At 71.7% G+C, this 25,135-nt stretch carries 27 protein-coding genes, 2 tRNA genes and 1 other RNA gene; 11 read left to right on the forward strand and 19 right to left on the reverse strand.

Annotated elements, in window-relative coordinates:
* Positions 1 to 41: 41 nt before the first annotated feature.
* The 8 genes from ACZ5WG_RS10670 to ACZ5WG_RS10705 all read right to left on the reverse strand — a co-directional run bounded on the left by ACZ5WG_RS10670 (position 42) and on the right by ACZ5WG_RS10705 (position 5,111).
* Entirely contained in the window at positions 42 to 1,022 is a 981-nt protein-coding gene (locus tag ACZ5WG_RS10670) for an RNA polymerase sigma factor SigF (protein WP_468722128.1), read from the reverse strand.
* A 217-nt stretch (positions 1,023 to 1,239) separates the two neighbouring features.
* On the reverse strand, positions 1,240 to 1,401 hold the full coding sequence (locus tag ACZ5WG_RS10675; RefSeq protein WP_266665839.1) for a hypothetical protein: 162 nt from the start codon (positions 1,399 to 1,401) through the stop codon (positions 1,240 to 1,242).
* A gap of 387 nt (positions 1,402 to 1,788) precedes the next feature.
* Positions 1,789 to 2,079, reverse strand: coding sequence for a hypothetical protein (locus ACZ5WG_RS10680; protein ID WP_468722130.1), 291 nt, complete (start codon positions 2,077 to 2,079; stop codon positions 1,789 to 1,791).
* Between the two features lie 206 nt (positions 2,080 to 2,285).
* Positions 2,286 to 2,370, reverse strand: a tRNA-Ser gene (locus ACZ5WG_RS10685).
* Positions 2,371 to 2,427: 57 nt separating this feature from the next.
* On the reverse strand, positions 2,428 to 2,856 hold the full coding sequence (gene tadA / locus ACZ5WG_RS10690) for a tRNA adenosine(34) deaminase TadA (RefSeq protein WP_468722296.1): 429 nt from the start codon (positions 2,854 to 2,856) through the stop codon (positions 2,428 to 2,430).
* A 62-nt stretch (positions 2,857 to 2,918) separates the two neighbouring features.
* Positions 2,919 to 3,467: a tRNA adenosine deaminase-associated protein gene (locus tag ACZ5WG_RS10695; protein WP_468722131.1), complete on the reverse strand. Its 549-nt coding sequence runs from the start codon at positions 3,465 to 3,467 to the stop codon at positions 2,919 to 2,921.
* A 354-nt stretch (positions 3,468 to 3,821) separates the two neighbouring features.
* Positions 3,822 to 4,016, reverse strand: a complete 195-nt coding sequence (locus tag ACZ5WG_RS10700) for a hypothetical protein (RefSeq protein ID WP_266665843.1) — start codon at positions 4,014 to 4,016, stop codon at positions 3,822 to 3,824.
* Between the two features lie 117 nt (positions 4,017 to 4,133).
* Entirely contained in the window at positions 4,134 to 5,111 is a 978-nt protein-coding gene (locus ACZ5WG_RS10705) for a universal stress protein (protein ID WP_468722133.1), read from the reverse strand.
* A 182-nt stretch (positions 5,112 to 5,293) separates the two neighbouring features.
* Here ACZ5WG_RS10705 and upp point away from each other — a divergent pair, with 182 nt between their 5' ends.
* Positions 5,294 to 5,929: a uracil phosphoribosyltransferase gene (upp, locus tag ACZ5WG_RS10710; RefSeq protein ID WP_030160225.1), complete on the forward strand. Its 636-nt coding sequence runs from the start codon at positions 5,294 to 5,296 to the stop codon at positions 5,927 to 5,929.
* A gap of 125 nt (positions 5,930 to 6,054) precedes the next feature.
* On the opposite strand, the gene ACZ5WG_RS10715 is transcribed toward upp, so the two are convergent.
* Together ACZ5WG_RS10715 and ACZ5WG_RS10720 are read right to left on the reverse strand one after the other, a co-directional pair.
* On the reverse strand, positions 6,055 to 6,705 hold the full coding sequence (locus ACZ5WG_RS10715) for a LytR C-terminal domain-containing protein (RefSeq protein WP_468722135.1): 651 nt from the start codon (positions 6,703 to 6,705) through the stop codon (positions 6,055 to 6,057).
* 146 nt (positions 6,706 to 6,851) lie between these two features.
* Positions 6,852 to 7,151: a type II toxin-antitoxin system VapB family antitoxin gene (locus tag ACZ5WG_RS10720; protein ID WP_030160221.1), complete on the reverse strand. Its 300-nt coding sequence runs from the start codon at positions 7,149 to 7,151 to the stop codon at positions 6,852 to 6,854.
* A gap of 88 nt (positions 7,152 to 7,239) precedes the next feature.
* Between ACZ5WG_RS10720 and ACZ5WG_RS10725 the strand changes: the two genes are divergently transcribed.
* Together ACZ5WG_RS10725 and opcA are read left to right on the forward strand one after the other, a co-directional pair.
* The gene (locus ACZ5WG_RS10725; protein WP_468722137.1) at positions 7,240 to 8,820 is read left to right on the forward strand and encodes a helicase HerA-like domain-containing protein; all 1,581 of its coding nucleotides are present in this window, start codon (positions 7,240 to 7,242) and stop codon (positions 8,818 to 8,820) included.
* Positions 8,821 to 9,090: 270 nt separating this feature from the next.
* The gene (gene opcA, locus ACZ5WG_RS10730) at positions 9,091 to 10,023 is read left to right on the forward strand and encodes a glucose-6-phosphate dehydrogenase assembly protein OpcA (protein ID WP_468722139.1); all 933 of its coding nucleotides are present in this window, start codon (positions 9,091 to 9,093) and stop codon (positions 10,021 to 10,023) included.
* Here opcA and ACZ5WG_RS10735 read toward each other — a convergent pair.
* Together ACZ5WG_RS10735 and ACZ5WG_RS10740 are read right to left on the reverse strand one after the other, a co-directional pair.
* Positions 9,972 to 10,457, reverse strand: coding sequence for a cupin domain-containing protein (locus tag ACZ5WG_RS10735; protein ID WP_468722140.1), 486 nt, complete (start codon positions 10,455 to 10,457; stop codon positions 9,972 to 9,974). The genes opcA and ACZ5WG_RS10735 overlap by 52 nt on opposite strands.
* A 63-nt stretch (positions 10,458 to 10,520) precedes the next feature.
* Entirely contained in the window at positions 10,521 to 11,120 is a 600-nt protein-coding gene (locus ACZ5WG_RS10740) for an HhH-GPD-type base excision DNA repair protein (RefSeq protein WP_468722141.1), read from the reverse strand.
* Between the two features lie 142 nt (positions 11,121 to 11,262).
* On the opposite strand from ACZ5WG_RS10740, the gene ACZ5WG_RS10745 reads away from it, so the two are divergent.
* Complete coding sequence (locus ACZ5WG_RS10745; RefSeq protein WP_468722142.1) at positions 11,263 to 12,081, forward strand: VOC family protein; 819 nt, start codon at positions 11,263 to 11,265, stop codon at positions 12,079 to 12,081.
* A gap of 140 nt (positions 12,082 to 12,221) precedes the next feature.
* Here the strand turns inward: ACZ5WG_RS10745 and ACZ5WG_RS10750 are convergent, their stop codons facing one another.
* A complete protein-coding gene (locus tag ACZ5WG_RS10750; RefSeq protein WP_468722143.1) occupies positions 12,222 to 13,121 on the reverse strand; it encodes a helix-turn-helix domain-containing protein in 900 nt (299 codons plus the stop codon).
* A gap of 356 nt (positions 13,122 to 13,477) precedes the next feature.
* Between ACZ5WG_RS10750 and ACZ5WG_RS10755 the strand changes: the two genes are divergently transcribed.
* Positions 13,478 to 14,347, forward strand: coding sequence for a helix-turn-helix domain-containing protein (locus ACZ5WG_RS10755; RefSeq protein WP_468722144.1), 870 nt, complete (start codon positions 13,478 to 13,480; stop codon positions 14,345 to 14,347).
* A complete protein-coding gene (locus ACZ5WG_RS10760) occupies positions 14,344 to 14,601 on the forward strand; it encodes a DUF397 domain-containing protein (protein WP_468722146.1) in 258 nt (85 codons plus the stop codon). The genes ACZ5WG_RS10755 and ACZ5WG_RS10760 overlap by 4 nt, the downstream gene beginning before the upstream one ends.
* Here the strand turns inward: ACZ5WG_RS10760 and ACZ5WG_RS10765 are convergent.
* Positions 14,588 to 15,109, reverse strand: coding sequence for a hypothetical protein (locus ACZ5WG_RS10765; protein WP_468722147.1), 522 nt, complete (start codon positions 15,107 to 15,109; stop codon positions 14,588 to 14,590). The two genes, ACZ5WG_RS10760 and ACZ5WG_RS10765, sit on opposite strands and share 14 nt — an antisense overlap.
* Before the next feature lie 148 nt (positions 15,110 to 15,257).
* Between ACZ5WG_RS10765 and ACZ5WG_RS10770 the strand changes: the two genes are divergently transcribed.
* On the forward strand, positions 15,258 to 15,449 hold the full coding sequence (locus tag ACZ5WG_RS10770; protein WP_468722149.1) for a DUF1059 domain-containing protein: 192 nt from the start codon (positions 15,258 to 15,260) through the stop codon (positions 15,447 to 15,449).
* Between the two features lie 184 nt (positions 15,450 to 15,633).
* Positions 15,634 to 16,053, forward strand: coding sequence for a TOBE domain-containing protein (locus ACZ5WG_RS10775; protein ID WP_362631364.1), 420 nt, complete (start codon positions 15,634 to 15,636; stop codon positions 16,051 to 16,053).
* 8 nt (positions 16,054 to 16,061) lie between these two features.
* On the opposite strand, the gene ACZ5WG_RS10780 is transcribed toward ACZ5WG_RS10775, so the two are convergent.
* The 3 genes from ACZ5WG_RS10780 to ACZ5WG_RS10790 form a co-directional block, all read right to left on the reverse strand.
* On the reverse strand, positions 16,062 to 16,508 hold the full coding sequence (locus ACZ5WG_RS10780; RefSeq protein WP_468722151.1) for a molybdopterin-dependent oxidoreductase: 447 nt from the start codon (positions 16,506 to 16,508) through the stop codon (positions 16,062 to 16,064).
* An 80-nt stretch (positions 16,509 to 16,588) separates the two neighbouring features.
* Positions 16,589 to 19,381 (reverse strand): molybdopterin-dependent oxidoreductase, encoded by a 2,793-nt coding sequence (locus ACZ5WG_RS10785; RefSeq protein ID WP_468722153.1) that lies wholly within the window; start codon positions 19,379 to 19,381, stop codon positions 16,589 to 16,591.
* Positions 19,378 to 20,205, reverse strand: coding sequence for an FAD binding domain-containing protein (locus tag ACZ5WG_RS10790; RefSeq protein WP_468722155.1), 828 nt, complete (start codon positions 20,203 to 20,205; stop codon positions 19,378 to 19,380). The genes ACZ5WG_RS10785 and ACZ5WG_RS10790 overlap by 4 nt, the downstream gene beginning before the upstream one ends.
* Positions 20,206 to 20,475: 270 nt before the next feature.
* Here ACZ5WG_RS10790 and ACZ5WG_RS10795 point away from each other — a divergent pair, with 270 nt between their 5' ends.
* Positions 20,476 to 21,978: a PucR family transcriptional regulator gene (locus ACZ5WG_RS10795; RefSeq protein WP_468722157.1), complete on the forward strand. Its 1,503-nt coding sequence runs from the start codon at positions 20,476 to 20,478 to the stop codon at positions 21,976 to 21,978.
* A 4-nt stretch (positions 21,979 to 21,982) separates the two neighbouring features.
* On the opposite strand, the gene ACZ5WG_RS10800 is transcribed toward ACZ5WG_RS10795, so the two are convergent.
* On the reverse strand, positions 21,983 to 22,387 hold the full coding sequence (locus ACZ5WG_RS10800) for a TOBE domain-containing protein (protein WP_468722159.1): 405 nt from the start codon (positions 22,385 to 22,387) through the stop codon (positions 21,983 to 21,985).
* Positions 22,388 to 22,481: 94 nt separating this feature from the next.
* A tRNA-Ser gene (locus tag ACZ5WG_RS10805) sits at positions 22,482 to 22,569 on the reverse strand.
* 119 nt (positions 22,570 to 22,688) lie between these two features.
* On the opposite strand from ACZ5WG_RS10805, the gene ffs reads away from it, so the two are divergent.
* Both ffs and ACZ5WG_RS10815 read left to right on the forward strand, forming a co-directional pair.
* An RNA gene (gene ffs, locus ACZ5WG_RS10810) (signal recognition particle sRNA small type) lies at positions 22,689 to 22,787 on the forward strand.
* Positions 22,788 to 22,851: 64 nt separating this feature from the next.
* Complete coding sequence (locus ACZ5WG_RS10815) at positions 22,852 to 25,092, forward strand: DNA polymerase III subunit gamma and tau (RefSeq protein ID WP_468722161.1); 2,241 nt, start codon at positions 22,852 to 22,854, stop codon at positions 25,090 to 25,092.
* The last annotated feature ends 43 nt before the right edge of the window (positions 25,093 to 25,135 follow it).

A 25,135-nucleotide genomic window follows, 5' to 3' on the forward strand; every position in this document is an offset into this window, starting at 1 on the left:
CATTCCATGGGAAACGGTGGAACGATCTCCACCCGTTCCAGCTACGCCTCGATCCTGTTTGCGGACCGGAGCCGGGCGAAGCTGCGGGCGAGCAGCCGGGACACGTGCATCTGCGACACCCCGAGCTCGGCGCTGATCTGTGACTGCGTCAGATTGTTGTAGTACCGCAGCAGCAGGATCCTTTGTTCACGTTCGGGCAGCTGTACGAGCAGGTGCCGTACGAGGTCGCGGTGTTCGACGCCGGCCAGCTCGGGGTCCTCGTAGCCGAGGCGGTCCAGCAGGCCCGGCAGCCCGTCGCCCTCCTGGGCGGCCTCGAGCGAGGTGGCGTGGTAGCTGCGCCCGGCCTCGATGCAGGACAGCACCTCGTCCTCGGTGATCCGCAGCCGCTCGGCGATCTCGGGCGTGGTCGGCGTGCGCCCGTGCAGGGTGGTGAGGTCCTCGGTGGCGGCGTTCACCTGGACCCACAGCTCGTGGAGCCGGCGCGGCACGTGGACGGTGCGGACGTTGTCGCGGAAGTACCGCTTGATCTCGCCCACGACGGTCGGCATCGCGAAGGTCGGGAACTGCACCCCGCGGTCGGGGTCGAACCGGTCGATCGCGTTGATGAGGCCGATCGTGCCGACCTGGACCACGTCCTCCATCGGCTCGTTGCGGCTGCGGAAGCGAGCGGCCGCGTACCGGACGAGCGGAAGGTTCGCTTCGATGAGGGCCCCGCGCACCCGGTGGTGCTCGCTCGTGCCCGGCTGAAGGCCCTTCAGCTGCCCGAACAGGACCTGGGTGAGGGCCCGGGTGTCCGCGCCCCGGCTCTGCGGTCTCGGGGCCGCTGGAGGCTCCTCCGGGGGGTCCTGCTGGGTCGGAACCTGGGAGTCCGGCTGGGCGTCGCGCGCGGTGTCGTGCCGAGGAGCCTGCTGCGGGGCCTGCTGCGGGCCGTGCGTCGGTTCGTACTCCGGGCCGTGCTCCGGGCCGTGCTGGGGGTCCTGCTGGGGTGGCACCTGAGGCGCAGTACTGGCCGGCACGGTCACGCCACCCCTTCATGTATCAACTCATCCGTCAAAAGCGGTCATAGCATCACAAGACATGTGCACTGTGTGCAAGCACCGTATATCGCCGTGTTGAGGGCAAGTTGGGCATAATGGGGTGTTTTGGACGGGGTCATCGCAGGGGGTGCGGGAATGCAAAAGCCCCCCACCCGTCGGAGTGGGGGGCCGGTCAGTCCGGAAGCCGCGTCAGCGTACGGGTTCAGCGCACCAATTCCGTCATGAACGCGCCGATGCCGTGGGCCGCGTCCGAAATGCCTTGGAAGCCTATTTTCACGATGTCGGCCGCCTTCACCGGCTGGGTGATGATCACGAAGAGCGCGAATATGACGAGCCCACCCGTGATCATCTTCTTGGTGTCCATGAGCGGTGTCGGCCTCCCCAACCGGTCCTGCGCAGTCGGGTGAGTCTATCCGGACGTGTTCGGACACTCACCAGGCCTTTATGGACCAATGACCCGGTGGTCCGGGTCCTTTGCCGCCGGGCGGGCGGCCGGTGGTGGCGCAGTATTGGAGACGAGCCCACCGGTTCTGGCAGGAAACCGGTGGGTGAGGGACAGGACCTCACTGCGGGGTCCGAGCCGCAAGCTTCCCCCTGACTGTGGCCCGGACTGGCAGGTTCCGTCCTCGTCGGGGGAAGTGGCTTGTCCCCCCGATGTCACTTCCCCCGCCCGTACGTCGAAGGCCCCGACCCCGGTCGGGGCCTTCGACGTACGGGGGTGCGGACCGTCCCGTACCGGCTGCCGCTGCGGCTATTGGATGGCGCCGAGCAGGCCCAGGACGGGCTCCGCGGGGGCGACCACGGGCCACAGCTGGTTCGGCAGGTCCGTCAGCTGGCTGAGCTGGTTGACCCCCGGGATGACCTTGTCGCCGATCTCCTGGACGGAACCCGGCATCGCCCCTTCCGGCATGCCCGGGGCGGCCTGCGGCAGGTCCGGGAGGGTGATCGGGGCCGTGGGGGCGGCGGAGGCGGCCGGTGCGGCGAGGCCCGCGGCGGCCCCCGCGAGGGCGAAGGCGGCGAGCATGCGCTGGGTCTTGGTCATGCCGTGACAACGGCCGAGCGGGCGCCCGGTCACGCGGTCGTCATCCGTAAAGACGCGTCGGGGCGCGCCGAGGGCGCCGGACACACCGCGACACATCGAGGCACGCCGAGGCACGCCGAGACACACCGGGACGCGCCATGGCGTGCCGAGAGTGCCCGGACACGCCGAAAGCCCCGTCCCTTGCGGGGCGGGGCTTTCGATCGAAGCGGTAGTGGAGGGATTTGAACCCCCGATGGGTTGCCCCATACTCGCTTTCGAGGCGAGCTCCTTCGGCCACTCGGACACACTACCGAGATGGATCCTAGCCTACGGATCCGCATCAAATGAAATCGGTGTCCCCGAGCCGCCTCAGAGGTCGCGGAAGAAGTCCGTGAGCTGCCGCGCGCATTCCTCGGCGAGCACGCCGCGGACCACTTCCGGACGGTGGTTGAGCCTGCGGTCCCGTACGAGGTCCCAGAGCGACCCCGCGGCTCCCGCCTTCTCGTCGTCCGCGCCGAAGACGACCCGGGCCACCCGCGACTGCACGAGCGCGCCCGCGCACATCACGCACGGCTCCAGGGTCACCACGAGGGTGCATCCCGGAAGCCGCCATTCCCCGAGCCGGGCGGCCGCCCGGCGCAGTGCCAGCACTTCGGCGTGCGCCGTGGGGTCGCCGGTGGCCTCGCGCTCGTTGTACCCGGTGGCGAGGAGCTCCCCGTCCGGGCCCAGCACGACGGCGCCGACCGGCACGTCGCCGGCCGGCACCGCCCGGGCGGCCTCCTGGAGCGCCAGGCGCATGGAGTCCCGCCACGGGTCCCGTACGGGATCGGGGCCGTGCTGGGGATGGTGCGTGGTGATCACTAGCGGACGGCCTCCAGCACCTCGGTGGCGCCGAGGGAATCGGCGATCTCCGAGAGGGCGTCCCCGTCGAGGGTCATCAGTTGTTTGTGGCTGACGCCGAGGTCGTCCAGCAGCCGGGGGTCGCCGAGCGGGCCGGCCGGTACCGGTTCCGCGCCGGGCGAGTCCTCCTCGTCCTCGTCGTCATCGGCGCCGTTGAACGCGGCGATCGTGTCCTCCTCGCCGTCCTCGGTGCCGTCCAGGTCCAGTTCGTCGAGTTCGTCGTCCTCCTCGTCGCTGCCCAGCAGCTCGTCGGTCAGCATCGAGCCGTAGGAGCTGCGGGAGGCCGCGGAGGCGTTCGACACGAAGTACCGCGGGTCCTCCTCGCCGTCCACGCGGACGACGCCGAACCAGGCGTCCTCCTGCTCGATGAGGGCGACCACCGTGTCGTCGTCGACAGCGGCGGCACGGGCGAGATCGATCAGATCACTGAGGGACTCGACGTCGTCGAGTTCCATGTCGCTCGCTTCCCACCCGTCTTCGGTGCGCGCGAGCAGTGCGGCGAAATACACCGTGACTCTCCCACTGGTCATAGGCGTGCCGGTTGGAGGTCCCCCCGGCCGGAGGTGGGAAGGGTTGGAACGGCTGTCCTGCTCGCCGTTTCGTGCCCCGCCCAATCGGCATCGTGGCAGAAACGGCGGCATTGCGAGAGGTCTTCCGCGCTTGCGTCGTGCCGCGCCGTGCGCTCCGCGGGTTGTACGGGGGCTGCCGGGGCGCGGTGCGGAGGCCTCGCGGCACGCACGGGATCCCGCCCGGCCGCTCGGCGCGGCGCCGTTGCCGGGGGCTCCGCCCCCGCACCCCCGCGCCTCAAACGCCGGCGGGGTCGGCATGTGCCGGCGGGGCTGGAGCCGGCGGGGCTGGGGCGGTCACCAGCGGAAGGTGCGCATGCGCATCTGCTGGCGCATGCGGGCCGCGCGGGCGCGGCGGGGCTGCACGCGGTCGCGCAGGGCCCGCGCCTCCATCAGGTCGCGCAGGAACTGCGCGCGGCGCGCTCTGCGCTGCGCCGCCGTCTCCGGCGGCTGCGGCGCGTCGTTCTCCCGGCTCGGCTGCGTGTCGGGCATCGGACACCACCCCAGGCTGATCCGGTCGTCCTCCTCCGCCGGCGCGAAGCAGACCCCTCGCATCCCACCTTCCCCCGGACGGGCCGATTGATGCCACCCCGTCGCAGCTCAGAAGGGTTACGCGTCGTCCGACAGCGTGGGGACCACCGCCACCGGGCCGTGCGCGTGGTGCAGTACCGCGTGGGCCACCGAGCCGATCATCAGGTGCCCGACGCTGCGCCGCGGGTGGTGGCGGCCCACCACCACCAGGGCCGCCGACCGGGATGTCGTCACCAGGCGCTCCGCCGGGTCGCCCGGGACCGCCGCCTGCTCCACCGGCACCTGCGGCCACCGGGCCCGGAACGGCACCAGCCGCTCCGTCTGGGAGCGCAGCATCTCCCGCTCCGCCGGTACGGCGTTCCCGTCGTCGGCCAGCCCCTCCGGCGGGATGACCTGGAAGGGGCTGTCCATCACCAGCGTCGGCGCCGGCGGGATCGCGTACGCCGAGACCACCTGGACGGTGGTCCCCCGGGCGGCCGCCTCCGCGAAGGCGAAGGCCAGTACGTCGTCCGCGGTCTCCGCGGCGTGCAGGCCGAGCACCACCCGCCCGGCGGAACCGGCGGAACCGGCGGAACCGGCAGACCCGGCGGACGGCTCATCCTGCTCGGCCGGCGCGCTCCGCGCCGCGTGCGGGACCACGACCACCGGGCACGCCGCCGACGAGGCCAGGGCGCGGCTGTTCGAGCCGAGCAGCAGGGCAGCGAAGCCCCCGCGGCCCCGGGAGCCCATCACCAGCATCCGGGCGCTCTCCCCGCTCACCCGCAGGGCCTCGGGCACGGAGCCCTCCAGCGCGTCGTACCGCACCTCCTCCGGCAGTTCGGGGGCCGCGGCCAGGATGCCCCGTACCCGCTCGCCGACGGGGTCGGCGAACTTCTCCGGCTGCGAGGCGTCGGCGAGGGAGGAGCGGCGCGCCGCGTACAGCTGGGCGGTGTCGGGCAGCACGTGCGCGACGACGAGGCCGGTGCGGTGGCGGAGCGCCGCGGTCCGGGCCCATTCCAGTGCCCGGAGGCTGTGATCGGATCCGTCGACCGCCGCGACCACCGGTGCGTTGCTCATCAGTCCAGCGTGCTGGGCGTCCGGGCGGGTCGCATCCGCAGGCCCGCCCGCAGGCGCCTGTGCCGGTTCGGACGCACAGGGGTGCGCACACCGCGTAGCCTTTTGACCGTGGGTCGCGAAAAAGTGCGGCCGTTTTTGCAGGTCGCAGGTCGAAACCCGGCAGCTGAGCCTTGGAGGATGTTGTGCGTTTGCAGGTCGTCGATCACCCCTTGGTGGCGCACAAACTGACCACCCTGCGCGACAAGCGCACCGACTCCCCCACCTTCCGTCGGCTCGCCGACGAGCTGGTGACCCTCCTCGCGTACGAGGCCACCCGCGACGTGCGCACCGAGCAGGCCGACATCGTCACGCCGGTCGGCCCGACCACCGGCGTGAAGCTCTCGCACCCGCGCCCGCTGGTCGTGCCGATCCTGCGCGCCGGTCTGGGCATGCTGGACGGCATGATGCGGCTGCTGCCGACCGCCGAGGTGGGCTTCATGGGCATGGTCCGCAACGAGGAGACCCTGGAGGCCTCCACGTACGCGACGCGCATGCCGGAGGACCTCTCCGGGCGGCAGGTCTACGTCGTCGACCCGATGCTCGCCACCGGCGGCACGCTCGTCGCGGCGATCCAGGAACTGATCAAGCGCGGTGCCGACGACGTCACCGCCGTGGTGCTGCTGGCCGCGCCCGAGGGCGTCGAGGTCATGGAGCGCGACCTCGCGGGTACCCCGGTGACGGTCGTGACGGCCGCGGTGGACGAGCGGCTCAACGAGCACGGCTACATCGTGCCGGGCCTGGGCGACGCGGGCGACCGCATGTACGGCTCGGCCGAGTAGGACCCGGACCGACCCCCTCCGGTCCTACGGCGCTCCGAGAGCAGAGAGCCGAGAGCCGAAGGCCTCGTACCCGTACGGCCGACAGCCGGCCGCCTCCTCGGCGGCCGGCTGTTCGCGTCAGGGGGTCAGCAGGTCTTGGCGGGCGCGGGCTGGGGGTTGGCCAGCAGGGCCAGTTCCTTGTCCGCCGCCTCCTTCGGGCTGAGCTCCTTGAAGGCGTCGCCGAGGATCAGGTCGATGTCGGCGCCCTCGCGGGCATCGGTCTGCTGCGTATCGCCCTCGAGCTGGGTGCCCAGTACGGAGAAGGCCGCCTTGTCGGTCTTGGGCGAGCCGAGCAGTATCCCCGTCCCGGGTACCTTCTTGTCGAAGTCGGCGGGGGCGTTGCCGACGTTGGCGACGGTGAAGCCGCGTTTCTTCAGCTCGTCGGCGACCGCCTTGGCGAGGCCCGCGCGCGGGGTCGCGTTGTAGACGTTGACCGTGATCTCGCCGGGCTGGGGCAGCGCCACGGCCGGCTTGGCGGCGGGGGTGGCGGCCGCCGCGGCGCCCGCCCTGGGCTTCGGGGTCGCGCAGTCCTTGCCGGCCGCGACGGGCTTGCCGCTCCCGCCGCGGAACACGTTCATGAGCTGCAGGGTTCCGTAGCCCAGCAGGGCGAGACCGAGGACTGCTCCGAGCATGGTGAGGACGATCCGCCGGCGCCGCCGGGGTCGGCTCATGCGGGGGTAGGCCGCTCCCGTGACTCGGTACTTTCCGCCCATGCCGGGGGGAGTGAGCATGCTCATGGGCGCAGCGTAATACCGCCCGCTGCCGATGCCCACCAAATGATCTGTTGATAGGGCAAGACCGACCCGAAAGGCGCAATTTGCGCGAAGTGGGACGCGCTGTCCTCAGGCCTCGCCCCGGCGGCGAGTCCCGGGCGCTCCCGGCCTCAGTAGTCCATTTCGAGGACGCGGGCGTGCAGCACCTGGCGCTGCTGCAGGGCCGCGCGCACGGCGCGGTGCAGGCCGTCCTCCAGGTACAGGTCGCCCTGCCACTTCACGACGTGGGCGAAGAGGTCCCCGTAGAACGTCGAGTCCTCGGCCAGCAGCGTCTCGAGGTCCAGCTGTCCCTTGGTCGTCACCAACTGGTCGAGCCGGACCGGGCGCGGGGCGACATCCGCCCACTGCCGGGTGGTTTCCCTGCCGTGGTCGGGGTACGGCCGCCCGTTTCCGATGCGCTTGAAGATCACACGGAAAGCCTACCGGGCCGGTGCCTGCGGGCGCAGCCTCGCTATGCCGGTGCAAAAGTGGCAGACAGGGCTATTTCGGGAGTGATGTATGAGCGAGAGCACCGACCCCGCGTCCCCGGCCGACCAGATCGTCGCCGGGTACGCCTTCACCGGACCCGCGCTCGAACTGGGTGCCCTGCTCTGGGACGGCACCTGCCTGCCGGACCGGCAGATCCGCATCCCGCTGTCGATGCTCAACCGCCACGGCCTGGTCGCGGGCGCCACGGGCACCGGCAAGACGAAGACCCTGCAGCTCATCGCCGAGCAGCTGTCGGCGGGCGGCGTTCCGGTGTTCCTCGCCGACATCAAGGGGGACATCTCCGGGATTTCGGCCCCGGGCACGGCCAACGACAAGATCGCGGAACGTGCGAAGGAAGTCGCCCAGGAGTGGGAGGCCACCGGATTCCCCAGCGAGTTCTATTCGCTGGGCGGGATCGGGCCCGGCATTCCGCTCCGGGCCACCGTGACGAGTTTCGGCCCGGTGCTGATGTCGAAGGTGCTCCAGCTCAACCAGACCCAGGAGCAGTCGCTCGGCCTGATCTTCCACTACGCCGATGCCAAGGGACTGGAGCTGATCGACCTCAAGGACCTGCGGGCCGTCGTCGCCTTCCTCGTCTCCGACCAGGGGAAAGCCGAGCTCAAGGGCATCGGCGGGCTGTCCACGGTGACGGCCGGGGTGATCCTGCGCGCCCTGACCGCGTTCGAGCAGCAGGGTGCCGCGGAGTTCTTCGGCGAGCCGGAATTCGACACCGGTGAATTCCTGCGGACGGCCGCCGACGGGCGCGGGCTGGTCTCCGTACTGGAACTCCCGGCGGTCCAGGACAAGCCGCAGCTCTTCTCCACCTTCCTGATGTGGCTGCTGGCCGACCTCTACACCGACCTGCCGGAAGTCGGCGACCTGGAACGGCCCAAGCTCGTCTTCTTCTTCGACGAGGCGCACCTGCTGTTCAACGGCGCCTCCAAGGCCTTCCTGGAGTCCATCACCCAGACCGTCCGGCTGATCCGCTCGAAGGGCATCGGCGTCTTCTTCGTGACGCAGACCCCCAAGGACGTGCCGGCGGACGTGCTCGCGCAGCTCGGCAACCGCGTGCAGCACGCGCTGCGGGCCTTCACCCCGGACGACGCGAAGGCGCTGAAGGCCACCGTGAAGACCTTCCCCAACTCCGCGTACGACCTGGAGGAGCTGCTCACCCAGCTCGGGACGGGCGAGGCGGTGATCACCGTACTCAGCGAGAAGGGCGCCCCGACCCCGGTGGCGGCGACCCGGTTGCGCGCCCCGCAGTCGCTGATGGGCCCGATCGACGCGGCGGCCCTGGACGCGGCGGTGAAGTCCTCGCTCCTCCACTCGCGGTACGCGGAGCCGGTCGACCGCGAGTCGGCGTACGAGAAGATCAGCGCCGAGCAGGCTGCGGCCGAGGCGGCGGCGGAGACGGCCGCGGCCGAGGCGGAGGCCGCGAAGCAGGCCAAGGAGGCCGCGAAGACGGCGCGCAGCGCACCGGAGCCGGAGCCCTCGCTGGCCCAGCAGGTGGTGGGGAGCGGGCTGTTCCGCTCACTGGCCCGCTCGGTCGGGACCCAGCTGGGGCGGGAGATCTCGCGCTCGATCTTCGGGACGGCGAAGCGGCGCAGGTGATCCTGGCTCCGCCGGGGACCGGAGACCCGCTCGGGTTACGGGCGAGCTGCGCCGGAGGCGGCCGGGGGGTTCCCGCGTGACCGGGGCCTGCACGGGTGGCCGCGGAGTTCCGCGGATGGCGGCGGAGCTGCGCAGGTAACCGCGGCGGAGCTGCGCAGGTGACCGCGGCGGGGCCGCAGGGCACGGCGAAGCGGCGCAGGTGACGCATTCGGGGGGCGGATCCGCGGCCGGGGTGCCGCCGGAGCCTTCGGCGCTGACAGACTTCGCCCCATGCGGACCGAACTCACCGACACCACGTCCAGCAAGATCGACCGGGCGCTGCTCGCCGCCCGCCGGGCCATCGGCAGCCCCACCATGGGCCTCGTCCTGACGCTCGTCATAGCGACCGACGAGGAGAACGCGTACGACGCCGTCCGCGCGGCCTCGGAGGCCTCGCGCGAACACCCCTGTCGCATCATCGCGGTGATCAAGCGCACCTCGCGCGGCCCGCACAAGCTCCGTCAGACCCGCCTGGACGCCGAGCTGCGGGTCGGCTCGGACGCCGGGACCGGGGAGATCGTGCTGCTGCGCCTGCACGGGGCGCTCACCGAGCAGGCGGGCTCGGTGGTCCTCCCGCTGCTGGTGCCGGACGCGCCGGTGGTGGCGTGGTGGCCGGGCGACGCCCCCGCCGACCCGGCGCGGGACCCGCTGGGCGCGCTCGCGCAGCGCCGGATCACGGACGCCGAGGCCGCCGCCGACCCGGTGGCGGTACTGGACGAGCGGGGTGCCGCGTACGCCCCGGGGGACACCGATCTCGCGTGGACCCGGCTGACACCGTGGCGGGCACTGCTGGCCGCCGCGATGGACCAGAAGCCGCTGCCGGTGACGGGCGGGGCGGTGGAGAGCGAGGCCGACAACGCGAGCGCCGAGCTGCTGGCCCGCTGGCTCGAGGACCGGCTGGGGGTGCCGGTGGAGCGGGTCACCACGGACGGGCCGGTGATCACGCGGGTCCGGCTGGAGGGCCCGGCGGGCACGATCACGGTGGACCGCCCCGACGGGGCGCTGGCCACGCTGGTCCTGCCGGGCAGCCCCGACCGCAAGGTGGCCCTGAAGATCCGCAGCAAGGCCGAGCTGATCGCGGAGGAGCTGCGGCGCCTCGACGCGGACGAGACCTACGCGTCGGCGTTGCGCAGGCGGCCGGCCCAGGCGTCGCTCTCCGCGTAGTGGTTGTCGTACGTGGGCTGGCTGTCGATGATGTCCTGGACGGTGGCCTCGCCCGCGCGGACCCGGCCGAGGAGCCGGTAGTAGTCGAAGCGGCCCATGCCGGGCGTGAAGCCGACGAAGACGCTCGCCGTGTGCCCCGGGGAGGGCGCGAAGGCGTGCTTCACGCCCGCCGGGACGGACAGGAAGTCCCCGGCGGTGAGGGTCCTGACCTCGTCGCCGACGAGTACGTCGAGGCGGCCGGCGGTGACGTGGAAGAACTCGGTCGCCTTGGTGTGGAAGTGGACGGGGGCGCCGGCCGCGCCCTCGTCGAAGGTGGCGGTGTTGCAGGTGAGCTCGGCGGTGTCGGTGAGCAGGGTGATCACGCTGCCGGGGCCGTCGGTGATGGTCTCGGCGGTGGCGGCGCGGGTCAGGATCTCGTTCTTCTCGTTCGTCATGATCATGAATCTACCCGGCCGTTTGACCGGTGACAGGGGTCAATTTGCGCCGAAGATTCCCGGTCAATCGGTCGCCGTTCCGGCCTTGGCGGCCTTGGCGGCGGCCTTCATCTCCTGCTTGTGCGCCCGCACCTTCGCCAGGGACTCCGGCCCGGTGATGTCGGCCGCCGAGCGGTAGACGTTCGCCCGGCCGTAGCCGCCGGCCGCCTCGCGCCAGCCCTTGGGGCGCACGCCCAGCTGTTTGCCGAGCAGGGCCAGGAAGATCTGGGCCTTCTGCTCGCCGAACCCGGGCAGCTCCTTGAGCCGCTTCAGCAGCTCGTCCCCGGTCGGTACGTCACGCCAGATGGCCTCCGCGTCCCCGTCGTAGTGCTCCACCAGGTACGCGCACAGCTGCTGAACCCGCTTCGCCATCGATCCGGGGTAGCGGTGCACGGCCGGCTTCTCGGAGAGCAGCGCGGCGAAGGCCTCGGGGTCGGTGGCGGCGATGGCGTGGGCGTCCAGATCGTCCGCCCCCATCCGCGTGGCGATCGTGTACGGACCCGAGAACGCCCACTCCATCGGCACCTGCTGGTCCAGCAGCATGCCGACGAGCGCGGCGAGCGGGCTGCGGCCGAGGAGCTCGTCGGCCTCCGGCTGCTGGGCCAGCCGCATCGTGATGTCCATGGCTCCAGCGTCCCGCGTGGCCGCGTTCCCCGCGCGGTCGCCGCACCGGGGCCCTAGCGTGAGAACCGCGCAAAACGCGACCCACGACACAAACACGACGACAGACCACAGACAGACGACACGACACAGGAGTCGATCGATCATGGCTGAGTTCCCGGAAGGCGCTCCGTGCTGGGTGGACGCGATGTTCAAGGACGTGGAGGGCGCCAAGACCTTCTACTCCGACGTGCTCGGATGGACCTTCGGTGAAGCCTCCAGCGAGTACGGCAACTACACGCAGGCCTACTCCGACGGCAAGGCCGTAGCGGCCGTCGTCCCGCCGATGCCGGGCGGCGAGGCGCCGTCGCAGTGGTGTCTGTACTTCGCCTCGCCCGACGCGGCGGCCACCGCCGAGAAGATCAAGTCGGCCGGCGGCGAGCTGATGATGGAGCCGATGCAGGTCGGCACGTTCGGCACGATGGTGATCGCGAAGGAGCCGAGCGGTGCGGTCTTCGGCGTCTGGCAGCCGGGCGAGCACAAGGGCTTCGAGAAGGTAGGGGAGCCGGGCGCGTACGCCTGGGCGGAGGTCTTCACCCGCGAGCCGGCGAAGGCGGACGCGTTCCTCCCGAAGGTCTTCCCGCTCGGCGCCCAGAAGATGGAGCCCGGCGACGACCCCGAGATGGCGGGGATGGACTTCAAGATCTTCAGCGTCGGCGGCAAGGAGAACCCGGTCCTCGGCCGGATGAAGATGGGCGACGACTTCCCGGCGCACATGCCCCCGTACATCCAGGTCTACTTCGGGGTCCCGGACTGCGACGAGGCCGTGGCCAAGGCCAAGAAGCACGGCGGCAAGCTCCACTTCGGCCCGATGGACAGCCCCTTCGGCCGCTTCGCTGCGCTGACGGACCAGCAGGGCGCGGCGTTCGCCGTCATCGACATGTCGAAGACGACGGGCGAGATGCCGAAGATGTCGGACGCGTAGCCGCCCCCTCCGGGGCGGGGGCACCCGCGGCCTGCCGTGCTACGAGTAGAGCGGCAGGCCGTCCGTGGAGACGGTCCAGTCGCCGATGGTGTCGTCCAGCGGCTGAACGGCACCCCGTATCGCCCGGTAGCGGAGGGCGGTCATGTGGGAGTGCAGCCGTTGCAGGTGCCGGGGGCCGGGGCGCGGAAGGCGCGGTCGCAGGTGTCGCAGGTCTGGAAGGGGTCCGGCGGGGCGAAGGGGGCTCTGCGGGGCAGTGGTGCCAGGAGGGGCGGGAGCTGGGTCGTCAGGCGGTGGGCGATCAGGCCCGCCGGGTTGCGGAGGTGGTCCGGGAGGTTCGCGGTGAGGGCGGTGGTCACCGCGTGATGGCCGGCCCCGCATTCCAGCCATGCCTCGACGCCGCCCGCGAGGCGTTGGACGTCCCGGGAGCCGAGGAGCAGGCGGGGGTCGGCCCGGCGCAGTTCCGCCAGGAGTTCCTCGGCCAGCTGTCGGCGGGCCGGGTTGTCCGCGTTGCGGGGCGCCGGGAGGGCCGCCGCCCGGGGCTTCGCGGGCGGGGACGGCTGCTGGGGCGCCGGGCCGGGCTCCGGATCCGGTGCGGGGCCGGGCTCCGGTCCAGGCCCCGGCTCCGGTGCGGGTGGGGGCGCTGGTTCAGGCTGCGGCTCGGGCTTCGGGGCTGCGGGGGCCGGGGCGGGCTCGGGGGTGACGGCCTTGGGGGCGTTGCAGAACACCGTACGGGTGACGATCCGCCCGTCCGGGAGCTTCTCCTGGAGCCGCCGCAGGTACCCGTACGCCTCCAGCTCGCCCAGCGCCCTGCCGATCGCCTTCTCCCCGAGGGGCAGCTGCCCGGCCAGGGCTTTGATGCCGACCGGGGTGCCGCGGGGCACGGACTGGATGTACGAGGCGAGGGCCCGCGCGTTCATCGACAAGTGGGGATGCCGGATCAGGTCGTTGCTGACCACGGTGAAATTGCGGGTCTGCCGGACGTTGGCGTGTTGAACGCCGTACGCGGCGCGCGAGGGCGCGTTAGAGTGCTGGAAAGCCATCGGGAAGTTGGATCCTTCTCATGGTCAGGCCCTCGTCGGGATTGCGAGTCCCGGCGGGGGCCGTCCTGTGTCTGGAGTTGTCGGGGCGAGCATATGCCAGGCAACTGCCGTGAAATCCAGTCGAGTTGGGTCGATTCACCCGTGTGAGTGAGCGCCGCTCCGGGGAGGCTGGAGGGGCAGGGCAAGAGTTCTTTCTCTCGGTACTTCCAAAGAAAAGCGTCGTGCCGCACCGGGTCGCGCCCGGGCACGACCCGCCTGCGGGGGCGGCCCGCACGAACGTCCACGACTTTGTCCAAAGCTGTCGAGACTGTCTCAACGCGAGTGACGGGTAAGGCGCGTTGAGGAGGTGGGTGCGCATGGGCGTGGACGTGGACGTGGACGGTGACGGTACGGAAGAGCACAGCTGGTCCGTGGACCCCGAGGACGAACAGGGCGCGGCGGTGGTCGCGGCGCTCGGCCGTCAGATGCGGGCGCGGAGGGAAGCGCTGGGGATGCGGGTCGGCGACCTGGCGGCGGCGATCCAGTACGGCGAGGCCCTGATCTACAAGGTCGAGGGCGGCGAGCGGATCGCCAAGCCGGAGTACTTGGACAAGGTCGACGAGGCGTTGAAGGCCGGGGGCCTGATCCGGGCCGTGCGGGAGGATTTGGGGCGGGTTCGATACCCGAAGAAGGTCCGGGAGCTGGCCAAGATGGAGGCCCTGGCCGTCGAGGTCGGCGCCTTCACCATTCAGGGCCTGCATGGTCTTCTGCAGACCGAGGACTATGCGCGTGCGCTGTTCGAGATGAGGCAGCCCGCCTACTCGCGCGACGAGGTCGAGCGCGGAGTCGCTGGACGCATGGCCCGCATGTCGATCTTCGAGCGGGTACCTGCGCCGACGCTCGGATTCGTCCAGGAAGAGGCAAGCCTTCGACGCCCGATCGGAGGCACGATGGTCATGCATGGACAGCTCGAACGCCTATTGGAACTGACCGAGTTGCGGAACGTGACTCTTCAGGTGATGCCGATGGATCGTGAGGCCCACGCGGGAATGGAAGGTCGGATCGAGCTGCTGAAGTTCGCTGACGGTACGGCGTTGGGACGCTCCGAAGGAGCATTCAACGGACGCCCTGTGTCCGATCCGAAGCGGCTCCGGACCCTTGACCTGCGCTATGGCATGCTCCGGGCGCAGGCGCTGACGCCCTGGGAGTCGCGCGCCTTTATCGAGCAACTGCTGGGAGAGACATGATCCACAAGGCCGAGCTGGACTGGTTCAAGAGCAGCTACAGCAGCAGCAGCGACATCAACGACTGCGTCGAAGTGGCGTGGGTCAAGAGCAGCTACAGCGATGGGTCCGAGGGTGACTCCTGCGTCGAGGTGGCGGCCTGCCCCGAGGCCGTCCGCGTCCGGGACTCCAAGGTGCTCGACGGGCCCCAGCTCGCCCTCACCCCACAAGCCTGGGCCGGCTTCGTCTCGTACGCGCGCGACGTCAGGCCTTGTTGACGGCGGCGTGGGAGGCCGCGCGGTAGCAGCGGGAGCTGACGGAGAAGTCGAGCGTAGGCTCCAACGTCGCGGTGTGGGAGATGACCTCCACGAAGAAGTGTCCGGTCTCGTTCGTGGCCTGGATCTCGTCGAGGCTGTCCTTACTGATCTTCCAGCCGTTCTCGCCCAGCGCCTTCCGCAGGTTCCGCATGCCGGCGTCGTACTGGTCACTGGTCATGCCGCCCACCGACCAGCGGTGGTGTAGGGCGTACAGGTCTTGGCCGTACTCGTCGCAGACCACGACGCTCATGCCTGTGCGGGGCTCGGTGACCTTGCCCTTGACCCCGGCCATCTCCAGCAGGCGGCCGGAGACCTCCCTCGTCTTCGCGCGCGCCGGGTCGGGATCCATCCGCTCCGGCGTGTAGGGGAGCTCCATGATGTTCGAACACCCCACGGACAGCGCCAGCAGCGAGGCGCAGACGGCCGTGACGACGCGCCCCGTACGACATGCCCGTGTCGAGTGTTCCATTTCCGCAATTTGTCGCATCCGGCCCGTCCCCCTGGTGGTCCCTGGCCCTGACCGTACCTGGCGGCTTGGGCGCTCCCCCTCCCCCCAGGGCCCGGCTTTCGCAGCGTGGGGAAGCGGAGGATCGTGGGGAGTGGAAGGGAGGCGCGTCATGCGCAAGGTCATGGACTGCAGGGAGTACCCCAGCGAGATCGGGTGCACCCTGACCATCACGGGTGAGGAAGACGAAGTCATGGGGGCGGCCGTCCAGCACGGCGTCGCCGTGCACGGCGAAGAGGACACCCCGGAGTTCCGCGACGCACTGAAGGGCATGCTGAAGCCCGAGGTGCCCCAGCACGCCTGACAGCCGAAGCCGACAGCCGACAGCCGACAACAGGCACCCGGCGGCCGCAGAGGCGAGCCGCCCGGGTGGTTCCGGCTGGCGGATGCGATGGGTCGGATGCACGCCGGGGCAGGGGTGCTTACGGTCGATCTTGTGCGGTTCCCACGGACCGTGCGAGGTCACTACCGAAGAGGTCGAGCACCCCATGAGCCTGAGCATCCGCAACCAGATCGCCGGTACCGTCACCGCCGTCACCACCGGCGAGGCCATGGCCACGGTCAAGGTCCGTCTGGAGGGCGGTCAGGACATCACCGCCGCCATCACCACCGACGCCGTCAAGGACCTCGGCATCGCCGAGGGCTCCGCGGTCAAGGCGCTCGTCAAGGCCACCGAGGTGGCGCTGGCCACCGCCGCCGTCGACGGCATCAGCATCCGCAACCAGCTGGCCGGCACCGTCTCCGACGTCGCCACCGGGGGCGCCATGGCCTCCGTCAAGGTGGACGTGAACGGGGGCGGGCTGACCGCCGCCATCACCAAGGACGCCGTCGAGGCGCTCGGCCTGGCCGCCGGGTCGTCCGTCGTCGCGCTGATCAAGTCCACCGAGATCTCGCTCGCGACCGCCTGAGCCCGCCCTCACAGCCCGAGGTTCGGTGGCGACAGCGCGCCGAACCACACGTGCGTGACCGCGCTGACGTAGCGCGCCCCGCACCGGTCCGACGGGACCACCAGCTGCGCGCCCGCCCCGTCGAGGTCCTCCCCGTCGAGGCGGGTCGCCAGCAGCACCGGACTGTCGCCGAAGTCCGCGTCGAGCTCGGCCCAGGACAGGACGCTGTGGTGCCCGTCCCCGCCGCTGACCGCCAGCAGGAAGCGGCTCCGGTCCTTGCGCCGGCGCACGTCGAACGACGGCCCGGCGTCCGCGACCACGTCGCGCAGCAGCGCGCCCTCGAACACATGGTGCTGCGGACCGTTCGTCGCACAGTCGAACGTGACCGCGGCCCGGTGCTGTACCCAGTCCCGCAGGTCCGCGACGCTCAGGGTCGCCGGGTGGTCCAGATCTCCGTGCAGCATGAGTTTGGCCATGTGCGAATGATGCCCGGGGTCCGTCATTCCGGAACCTCATCTGCAAGGTTGATGGCTTGTCACAACCCGCAAATGTGGCTTCATCGTGCGTTCTGCCCTTGCAGGTCCTGCAGTCTCTGGTTCACCTTCCGCCAGACGATGTCGCGTGTCACCGGCATCTCCGTGAACCGCACCCCGGTCGCGTCCCGCAGGGCGTTCGCGAAGGCCGGGGCCACCGGGTTGAACGGGCTCTCGGACATGGACTTCGCGCCCAGCGGGCCGATCGCGTCCGAGGTCTCCATGAAGTGGACCTCCGTACGCGGGACGTCCGCGTACTGCGGGAGCCGGTAGCGGCGGAACGCCGCCGTGGTCACCTCCCCGCGCTCGTCCACCCGTACGGTCTCGAACAGCGTCGCGCCGAGCGCCTGGGCCACGCCGCCCTCCACCTGGCCGCGGCACTGCATCGGGTTCATGACCTTGCCCGCGTCCGCCGCGTGCACGCTGCGCAGGATCTTCATCTCGCCCGTGTCCGGGTCGACCGCGAGGCGGAACCACTGGGCGTTGAAGGCCACCGAGCGGGGGGAGCCGCCCCAGTGGCCGTCCGCCGCGAGCTCGTCGAGCTCGCCCTTCTCGTACGCGGCCTCGTACAGCTCCTTGAGCGTGACGATCCGGCCCGCGCAGTCGAAGGCCTCGGCCCCGAGCTTGCACAGGTGCCGGGCCACGCCCGTGTGCCGGGCCGCGAAGGTCTGGAGGCGCTCCGCGAGGGAGCCCGCCGCCAGCATCACCGCCTTGCCCGCCACCACCGTGCCGGCCGAGCCGAACGCACCGGTGTCGTGGCGGACGACGTCCGTGTCCGACTGCCGGACCGCGATCCGGTCGACGGTGGTGTTCAGCGCGCCCGCGGTGATCTGCTTGTGGACGGTGGTCGTGCCGTTGCCGAACTCCGCCGTGCCGACCGCGATGTCGTACGTACCGTCGCGCAGCAGGCTGACCCGGGCGTCGGCGAAGTGGCCGCCCGGCGGGCCGGTCGCGATCATGGCGACGGCCGATCCCGTGCCGGTGAGCCAGCCCTCGGGGACGTCCTCGTGGCTGCGGTCCTCGGCGATGGCCTTGCGTACGACGTCCATGCACTGCTTCATCCCGTACGAGGCGATGAACAGGTCCTCCTCGTGGCCGATCGGGGTCACCATGTGGTCGCCGGCGCCGATGACGTTCTTCTCGCGCAGGACGAGCGGGTCCATGCCGAGCCGGACGGCGAGCTCGTCCATCGCCGATTCGAGGGCGAAGAGGACCTGGCCGAGGCCGTAGCCGCGGAAGGCGCCGGCCGGCACGCCGTTGGTGTAGACCGAGTACGCCTCCACCTCCTTGTTCGGCGCCTTGTAGACGGCGAACGACTCGCCGACGCTGTGGAACATGACCGCCGGGCCGTGGTTGCCGTAGGCGCCCGTGTTGGAGAGCACGCGGATGCGCAGCGCGGTGAGGGTGCCGTCGGCCTTGGCGCCGATCTTGATGGTGATCTTGAAGGGGTGGCGGGTGGTGGCCCCGTAGAACTGCTCGGCCCGGGTGAATTCGAGCTTCACCGGGCGCCGCAGCTTCAGGGCGGCGAGGACGACGATGTCCTCGGTGAGCATCTCCTGCTTGCCACCGAACCCGCCGCCCACCCGGCCCGCGACGACGCGGACCTCGTCCTCGCCCAGGTCGTAGAGGGCGCACAGCGCCCGCCGGGTCAGGAACGGGGCCTGGGTGGAGGAGCGGACGGTGATGCGCTCGCCGTCGCCCTCCTCCTTGGGTTCGAAGTACGCGACGCTGCCGTGGGTCTCGAGGCTGGCGTGCTGCACGCGCTGGGTCAGATAAGTCTCCTCGTAGACGACGTCCGCCTCCGCGTACCCCTTCGCCATGTCGCCGAGGGTGCCGTGCACCTCGCCGCACACGTTGTTCTCGGCGCGGAAGATCCCCGATTCGGGGCCCTTGGGGTGGATGACGGGGGCGCCCGGCAGCATGGCCTCCTCCGGGTCGATCACGTACGGGAGCTCCTCGTACGTGACGACCACGCGGCGGCAGCCCTCTTCGGCGGCCTGCTCGCTGTCGGCTACGACGGCCGCCACGCGCTGGCCGACGAAGCGGACCACGTCGTCCAGGACCCGGGTGTCCATCGGGTCCTCGGTGGGATGCTCGTGGCGGGCGGACGAGTACAGCCGGCCGGGGGCGTCGTGGTGGGTGAAGACGGCGTGCACGCCCGGGACCCGGAGGGCGTCCCGGGTGTCGATGCCGACGATGCGGGCGTGCGGGTGAGGGGAGCGCAGCAGCTTCATGTAGAGCAGCCCGGGCACCTCGACGTCGAAGGTGTAGCGGGCGGTGCCGGTGACGACGAGGGGGCCGGCGGGGGCGCCCAGGGACTTGCCGACGGCCTGCCCGGCCCCGGGGGACTCGGTGTGCTTGACCCCGCGCACCGCGTCCTCGATGGCGCGGTAGCCCGTACAGCGGCAGATGTTGCCCTTGAAGGCGCGCGGGAGGTCGTCGAGCTTGCCGTCGTCGTGGGCGGTGCCCTGCTCCGCCTGGAGGGCGGAGGTGGTCATCAGGAACCCGGCCGTGCAGAAACCGCACTGGAAGCCCTGGGCGTCGAGGAACTGCTGCTGCGCCGGGTGGAGCTCCCCGCCGGGCTTGGCCAGGCCCTCGACGGTGGTGACGGAGCGGCCCTCGGCGCGGACCGCCGGGTAGAGGCAGCTGTGCACCGGCCGGCCGTCCACGTGGACGGTGCAGGCCCCGCAGTCGCCCTGGTCGCAGCCCTTCTTCACGCCGAACCAGCCGCGCTCGCGCAGGTAGGTGCGCAGGCACTGGCCGGCGCGCGGCTCGTCCTCGAAACGCTGCTCGTTGATCTCGATCTCGTAGCTCATCGGGAAACCTCCTCCAGCGTGAGTTCGCGGCGGATCTCTTCGGCCAGGCGCAGGCCCATGTGACGCCGCCAGTCGGGCAGGCCGTGGATGTCGTCGAACCACTCGTCGGGCCGGACGGCGCCGTCGATCGCCTCGCGCAGCTCGGCGGCGGCCGGCGGCAGCGCGAACCAGAAGCGGAACGGGCGGGTGGTGGCGGCGGTGACCGTGAGGGCGAAGGAGCCGTCCTGGGGGTCGCGGGTGCCGATGACGAGGGCGCCGGAGCGCCCGAGCCCGTAGAGCGAGGCCTGCCGGAAGGCCGTACGGCACTCCAGCGAGCGGGCGGGCAGCCGGACCGAGCGGAGCAGCTCGCCGTCGCGCAGGTCCTTGACGCCGGCGCCGCGGATGAAGTCGGCGACCGGCATGCGGCGGGTACTGCCGTCCTGGCCCTGGAGGAAGACGGTGCCGTCGAGTCCGGCGGCGAGGGAGATCATCGGGCCGGCGGGGAGGCCGTTGCAGAGGTTGCCGCCGACGGTGGCCATGTTCCAGATCTTGAACGAGGCGAGGAAGGCGCGGCAGCACTGCTCGATGAGCGGGGCGGCGGCGGTCGGCAGGGTCCGGCCGAACCGGGACAGCTCGGTGATGGTGCAGGTGGCGGCGATGTCGAGGGAGCCGTCGGGCTGCCAGGACAGGGGTGGCCAGCCCATCCGGGAAAGGTCGACCAGGCGGCGGATGTGGGGCTGGGGCTCGGAGAAGAGGTAGGTGCCGCCGCCGAGCCAGGCGTCGCCGGGGCGCCAGGGTTCGCGGCGGCGTGCGTCGCGCACGTCGAGCACCGTGTTGAGGTCCAAGGTGAGCCACCAGCCTCTCTGGCCTGACGTGGGGACGCGGGGCGTGCACCGCCCTGGTGGACCGTGCGTTTCCAGTCAGTGAAGCAACGGGGGCGGGGCCGGGACGACTGTTGCCGGACACGGAAACGGGTGGACTCCGAGCGGTTCGCCCTGGATGATCGACCAAGAGGCTAACCAGACACTTGCCCTTGCATTTACGATGGTGTTTCTCGTATTCACCTGGCGAATGTGGCCGATGTGGGCTGCCACCCACCGCAAGGAGTCCCCGCCGTGCACGTCCTCGACCTGCTTCAGTCCGACAACCTCGGCCTCACCCTGCTCTGGGGCGAGGACGCCCTTCTCGGCCAGGAGGTCAGCGGGGTCACCGCCACCGACCTGGAGGACCCGCGCCGTTTCCTGGGCCCCGGAGAACTCGTGCTCAGCGGTCTGGTGTGGTGGGCCGAGGGCGACCCGGCCAAGGCGGATCGATTCGTCTCCGCGCTCGCCGAGGCCGGGGCCACCGCCCTCCTCGCCGGCGAGGAGACCCACGGCCGGGTCCCCGACGAACTGGTGGCCGCCTGCCGCGCCCACCGCGTACCGCTCGTGGCCGTGCCCGCGCAGACCAGCTTCCGGGCGATCACCGAGGCGGTCTACCTGCGCCAGTGGGGCGACTTGAGCCGCCGCCCGACCCGGCTCTTCGCGCTTCCCGAGAACGTGCGCAGCGAGCTCAGCCGCCTCCTCGAAGGCGGGGCCGGACCGGCCGAGCTGCTGGACCGGGCCTGCGCCCACCTGGGCAAGGTCACCTGCTACCTGATGACCGCCAGCGGCCGCACCGTGGCCCGCACCCCCTCCGCACGCGCGATCCCGGCCCAGCGCGCCGTCGCGATGCGGGAGGGGCTCTCGCTGCGCATCGAGTCCGAGGGCTCCCCGTACGACGCCTGGCAGCTGCACGTGCCGGACGCGGACGCGGCGCCCCCGCGCGTGCTCCACGAGATCGCCGAGATCTTCGCCCAGTACCGCGACGGCCGGGCGCGCCGCACCGGCGCGGTGCGCGCGGCGGGCCGGGAGCTGGCCGCGCTCCTCGACGCGGAGGGGCCGGCCGCGGAGCCGGGCGCGCTGGAGGAGGCGCTGGCCGCGGCAGGCCTCCCGACGGGCCTCCCGACGGGCCTCCCGACGGGCCTCCCGACGGGCCTCCCGACGGGGGGCGCGTACCGGGTCCTCGCGGCGACGGACGGCGACGCCCTGGCCGAGGCGCTGGCCCACCTGGAGGACGTCCCGTACGCGGTGGGGCGCTCGGTCGCGGTCCTGTACGAGGACCAGGACGCGGTGGCCGACGTCCCGGGCCGGCTCCGCTCGGTCTGGCCGCTGCTCCAGGCATGCGGCGGCCCGGACGCGGACCTCCGGCTCGGCGCGGGTGGGCGGGCTTCGGAAGCCGAGGGACTACGCGCGTCGATGCACCAGGCCCGCTTCGCGCTGACGGCGACGGACGAAGCCACTCCGGTCCGCGCGGTGGAGCAACTGGACACCCTGGCCACCCTGTTGTCCGGGGTCCCGGAAGAGGTCCGGGCGGTCTACGCGGCGCGGACGCTCGGGGCGCTCGGGGACGGGATGCTGCGCGAGACCCTGGAGGTCTTCCTGGCCAACAACTGCTCCTGGACCCGCACGGCGGAGGCACTGCACCTGCACGTGAACACGGTGCACTACCGGATCGAACGGGTGGAGTCCCTGACGGGCCGCGACCTGTCCCGCCTGGACCACAAGCTGGACCTCTACGCCGCGCTGCGCTGCGGATGAGCGGCTACGGCAGGTCGACGTGCACCTCGGTGGACTTCACCCGCGCGGTGACGCTCACCCCGACCGCGATCCCGAGCGCCTCGACCGACTCCCGCGTCACCACGGACACCACCCGGTGCGGGCCCGACTGGATCTCCACCTGGGCCGCCACGTCGTCGACCCGCACCGCGGTGACGATCCCGACGAAGGAGTTGCGCACGGACGTGGCGGTGCCGGTGCCCGCCGGCGGCTGAGGCCGCGGCACACCGGCTCGCTCCTTGGCGAAGGCGGCCAGCGTCACGCCGTCGACGGAGCGCGCCCCGTCGTGCGCACGGCGGGCGGGCAGACGCCCGCCGTCGGCCCAGCGGCGCACGGTTTCGGCGCTCACGCCCAGCAGGCCCGCAGCCTGCCCGATCGAGTACGACGGCACGCCCGCACCCTATCGCTGCCCGGATCCCCCTAGCGGCACGCAGAAGGCCCCGGCCGGTTTCCCGGTCGGGGCCTTCAAGTGCCCGGTGAGGCACTGGCGGAGGATACGAGATTCGAACTCGTGAGGGGTTGCCCCCAACACGCTTTCCAAGCGTGCGCCCTAGGCCACTAGGCGAATCCTCCGCCGCAAACAATACAAGACGTTGAGGGGTGCTCGCGAACGTGATCGTCTGCAGGGGATCCGGTCGGGGTCCGGGGTGGGAGCGGGTCGATTCCGAGGGCTTTCATCGGCTAGGGTGGGGCCCAGCCCCTCACGTGGCGCTATCTCACCCAACTCCCCCAGGGCCGGAAGGCAGCAAGGGTAAGTGGGCTCTGGCGGGTGCGTGGGGGGCGCTTTGCGTTCCGGGACGGTTGGCAGGAGTCGGCGGGACGTCTTTGTCGGTGGGCCCGGATAACCTCGTAGACGTGTCGTCCCTTGCGCTGTACCGCCGCTACCGCCCCGAGTCGTTCGCCGAGGTCATCGGGCAGGAGCATGTCACTGTCCCCCTGATGCAGGCCCTGCGGAACAACCGGGTCAATCACGCGTACCTGTTCAGCGGGCCCCGAGGCTGTGGCAAGACCACCAGCGCCCGGATCCTGGCACGGTGCCTGAACTGTGAGCAGGGTCCCACTCCCGAGCCCTGCGGCGAGTGCCAGTCCTGCCGGGACCTGGCGCGCAACGGGCCGGGGTCGATCGACGTCATCGAGATCGACGCCGCCTCGCACGGTGGTGTGGACGACGCCCGTGACCTGCGGGAGAAGGCCTTCTTCGGGCCCGCCTCCAGCCGCTACAAGATCTACATCATCGACGAGGCCCACATGGTCACCTCGGCGGGCTTCAACGCCCTGCTGAAGGTGGTCGAGGAGCCGCCGGAGCACCTCAAGTTCATTTTTGCCACCACCGAGCCGGAGAAGGTGATCGGGACGATCCGCTCCCGGACGCACCACTATCCGTTCCGGCTCGTGCCGCCCGGCACGCTGCGGGACTACCTCGGCGAGGTCTGCGGGCGCGAGGGGGCCAAGGTCGAGGACGGCGTGCTGCCGCTCGTCGTGCGCGCCGGTGCCGGGTCCGTGCGTGACTCGATGTCCGTCATGGACCAGCTGCTCGCCGGCGCAGCCGATGACGGTGTGACGTATGCCATGGCCACCTCCCTGCTCGGGTACACCGACGGGTCGCTGCTCGACTCCGTCGTCGACGCCTTCGCCGCGGGAGACGGGGCGGCCGCCTTCGAGGTCGTCGACCGGGTGGTCGAGGGCGGCAACGACCCGCGCCGCTTCGTCGCCGACCTGCTGGAGCGGCTGCGGGACCTGGTGATCCTGGCCGCCGTGCCCGACGCCGGGGAGAAGGGGCTCATCGACGCCCCCGCCGATGTCGTCGAGCGGATGCAGGCCCAGGCGTCCGTGTTCGGGGCCGCCGAGCTGAGCCGCGCCGCCGATCTGGTCAACACCGGGCTCACCGAGATGCGCGGCGCGACCTCGCCGCGGCTCCAGCTCGAGCTGATCTGCGCCCGGGTACTGCTGCCCGCCGCCTTCGACGACGAGCGGTCGTTCCAGGCCAGGCTCGACCGGCTCGAGCGGAGCGGGTTCACCCCCGGCGCCGCGGGTGTGCCCGGTATGGCCGCCGCCCCGGCCGGCGGGCCCGCCATGGGCTACGTGCCCGGGCCCGAGGCGCATGCCATGGCCCCGGCGGGGCCCGGCGGGGGCGTCGCCGCCGCGCGTGCCGCCGCTGCCGCCGTACGGGCTCCCGAGCCGGAGGCCCCGGCCGCGCCGGCCTCGGCTCCGGCCCCGGTCCAGGCGCCGGCCCCTGCTGCGGTGCAGCCCCCGGCTCCGGCTCCCGCTCCCGCTGCTGCGCACGCCCCCGCCGCGCCCGCCCCCGCGCCCGGTGCCTGGCCCGGGGCCGCGCAGCCCGGTGGTGGTGCCCCCGGCGCCTGGCCCGGAGCCGCCGCTTCCGCCCCGGCTCCGGCCGCCTCCGCCCCCGCCGCCGGTGCCTGGCCCAGTGCCGCCGCGCCCGGCTCGGGCCAGCCCGCGGCCCCTGCCCCGGCTGCGGCCGCCCCCGCGCCCACGCCCGCCCCGGCCGCCGCCCCGTCGCCCGGCATGGCCGCCGGCGCCGGGCAGGTCCAGGCGATGTGGCCCGGCGTCCTCGAGGCCGTCAAGAACCGCCGCCGTTTCACCTGGATCCTGCTCAGCCAGAACGCCCAGGTCACCGGCTTCGACGGGACGACGCTGCAGCTCGGCTTCCCCAACGTCGGAGCCCGCGACAACTTCGCGAGCAGCGGCAGCGAGGACGTGCTCAAGGCAGTCCTGGCCGAGCAGTTCCAGGTCAACTGGAAGATCGACGCCGTGGTGGGAGGGGGAGGTGGCCAGCCGGCCTCGGCCCCGTCCTCGTACTCCGCCCCGGCCGCGCCCGCCTACAGCCCGCCGCCTGCCGCCCCGGCCCCGACGCAGCAGGCTCCCGCAGGGCAGCAGCCGTACCAGCCGCCGCAGCAGCCCCAGCAGGGTGCTTCCGCGCCGCAGCCTCCCGTGCAGCAGGCGCCCCCGCCGGTGGCGCCCGAGGACGACGTACCGGAGGAGGACGACCCCGACCTCGTCGAGAGCGCCCTGACCGGACACGACCTCATCGTGCGCGAGCTCGGAGCCACCGTCATAGAGGAATATACGAACGAGTAGGGGCGTCTCATTGGGTGGCCGCACGAAAGGCATCCCGCCACGC

The sequence above is a fragment of the Streptomyces sp. NPDC032745 genome, from assembly GCF_055579465.1.

Bases quoted from the DNA above. Each gene is read 5' to 3' on its own strand.
- ACZ5WG_RS10675 (WP_266665839.1), bottom strand. From the start codon at position 1,401: ATGGACACCAAGAAGATGATCACGGGTGGGCTCGTCATATTCGCGCTC.
- ACZ5WG_RS10680 (WP_468722130.1), bottom strand. From the start codon at position 2,079: ATGACCAAGACCCAGCGCATGCTCGCCGCCTTCGCCCTCGCGGGGGCC.
- tadA (WP_468722296.1), bottom strand. From the start codon at position 2,856: ATGCGCCTGGCGCTCCAGGAGGCCGCCCGGGCGGTGCCGGCCGGCGAC.
- ACZ5WG_RS10700 (WP_266665843.1), bottom strand. From the start codon at position 4,016: ATGCCCGACACGCAGCCGAGCCGGGAGAACGACGCGCCGCAGCCGCCG.
- ACZ5WG_RS10705 (WP_468722133.1), bottom strand. From the start codon at position 5,111: ATGAGCAACGCACCGGTGGTCGCGGCGGTCGACGGATCCGATCACAGC.
- ACZ5WG_RS10715 (WP_468722135.1), bottom strand. From the start codon at position 6,705: ATGAGCATGCTCACTCCCCCCGGCATGGGCGGAAAGTACCGAGTCACG.
- ACZ5WG_RS10725 (WP_468722137.1), top strand. From the start codon at position 7,240: ATGAGCGAGAGCACCGACCCCGCGTCCCCGGCCGACCAGATCGTCGCC.
- opcA (WP_468722139.1), top strand. From the start codon at position 9,091: ATGCGGACCGAACTCACCGACACCACGTCCAGCAAGATCGACCGGGCG.
- ACZ5WG_RS10735 (WP_468722140.1), bottom strand. From the start codon at position 10,457: ATGACGAACGAGAAGAACGAGATCCTGACCCGCGCCGCCACCGCCGAG.
- ACZ5WG_RS10740 (WP_468722141.1), bottom strand. From the start codon at position 11,120: ATGGACATCACGATGCGGCTGGCCCAGCAGCCGGAGGCCGACGAGCTC.
- ACZ5WG_RS10745 (WP_468722142.1), top strand. From the start codon at position 11,263: ATGGCTGAGTTCCCGGAAGGCGCTCCGTGCTGGGTGGACGCGATGTTC.
- ACZ5WG_RS10750 (WP_468722143.1), bottom strand. From the start codon at position 13,121: ATGGCTTTCCAGCACTCTAACGCGCCCTCGCGCGCCGCGTACGGCGTT.
- ACZ5WG_RS10755 (WP_468722144.1), top strand. From the start codon at position 13,478: ATGGGCGTGGACGTGGACGTGGACGGTGACGGTACGGAAGAGCACAGC.
- ACZ5WG_RS10760 (WP_468722146.1), top strand. From the start codon at position 14,344: ATGATCCACAAGGCCGAGCTGGACTGGTTCAAGAGCAGCTACAGCAGC.
- ACZ5WG_RS10765 (WP_468722147.1), bottom strand. From the start codon at position 15,109: ATGGAACACTCGACACGGGCATGTCGTACGGGGCGCGTCGTCACGGCC.
- ACZ5WG_RS10770 (WP_468722149.1), top strand. From the start codon at position 15,258: ATGCGCAAGGTCATGGACTGCAGGGAGTACCCCAGCGAGATCGGGTGC.
- ACZ5WG_RS10775 (WP_362631364.1), top strand. From the start codon at position 15,634: ATGAGCCTGAGCATCCGCAACCAGATCGCCGGTACCGTCACCGCCGTC.
- ACZ5WG_RS10780 (WP_468722151.1), bottom strand. From the start codon at position 16,508: ATGGCCAAACTCATGCTGCACGGAGATCTGGACCACCCGGCGACCCTG.
- ACZ5WG_RS10785 (WP_468722153.1), bottom strand. From the start codon at position 19,381: ATGAGCTACGAGATCGAGATCAACGAGCAGCGTTTCGAGGACGAGCCG.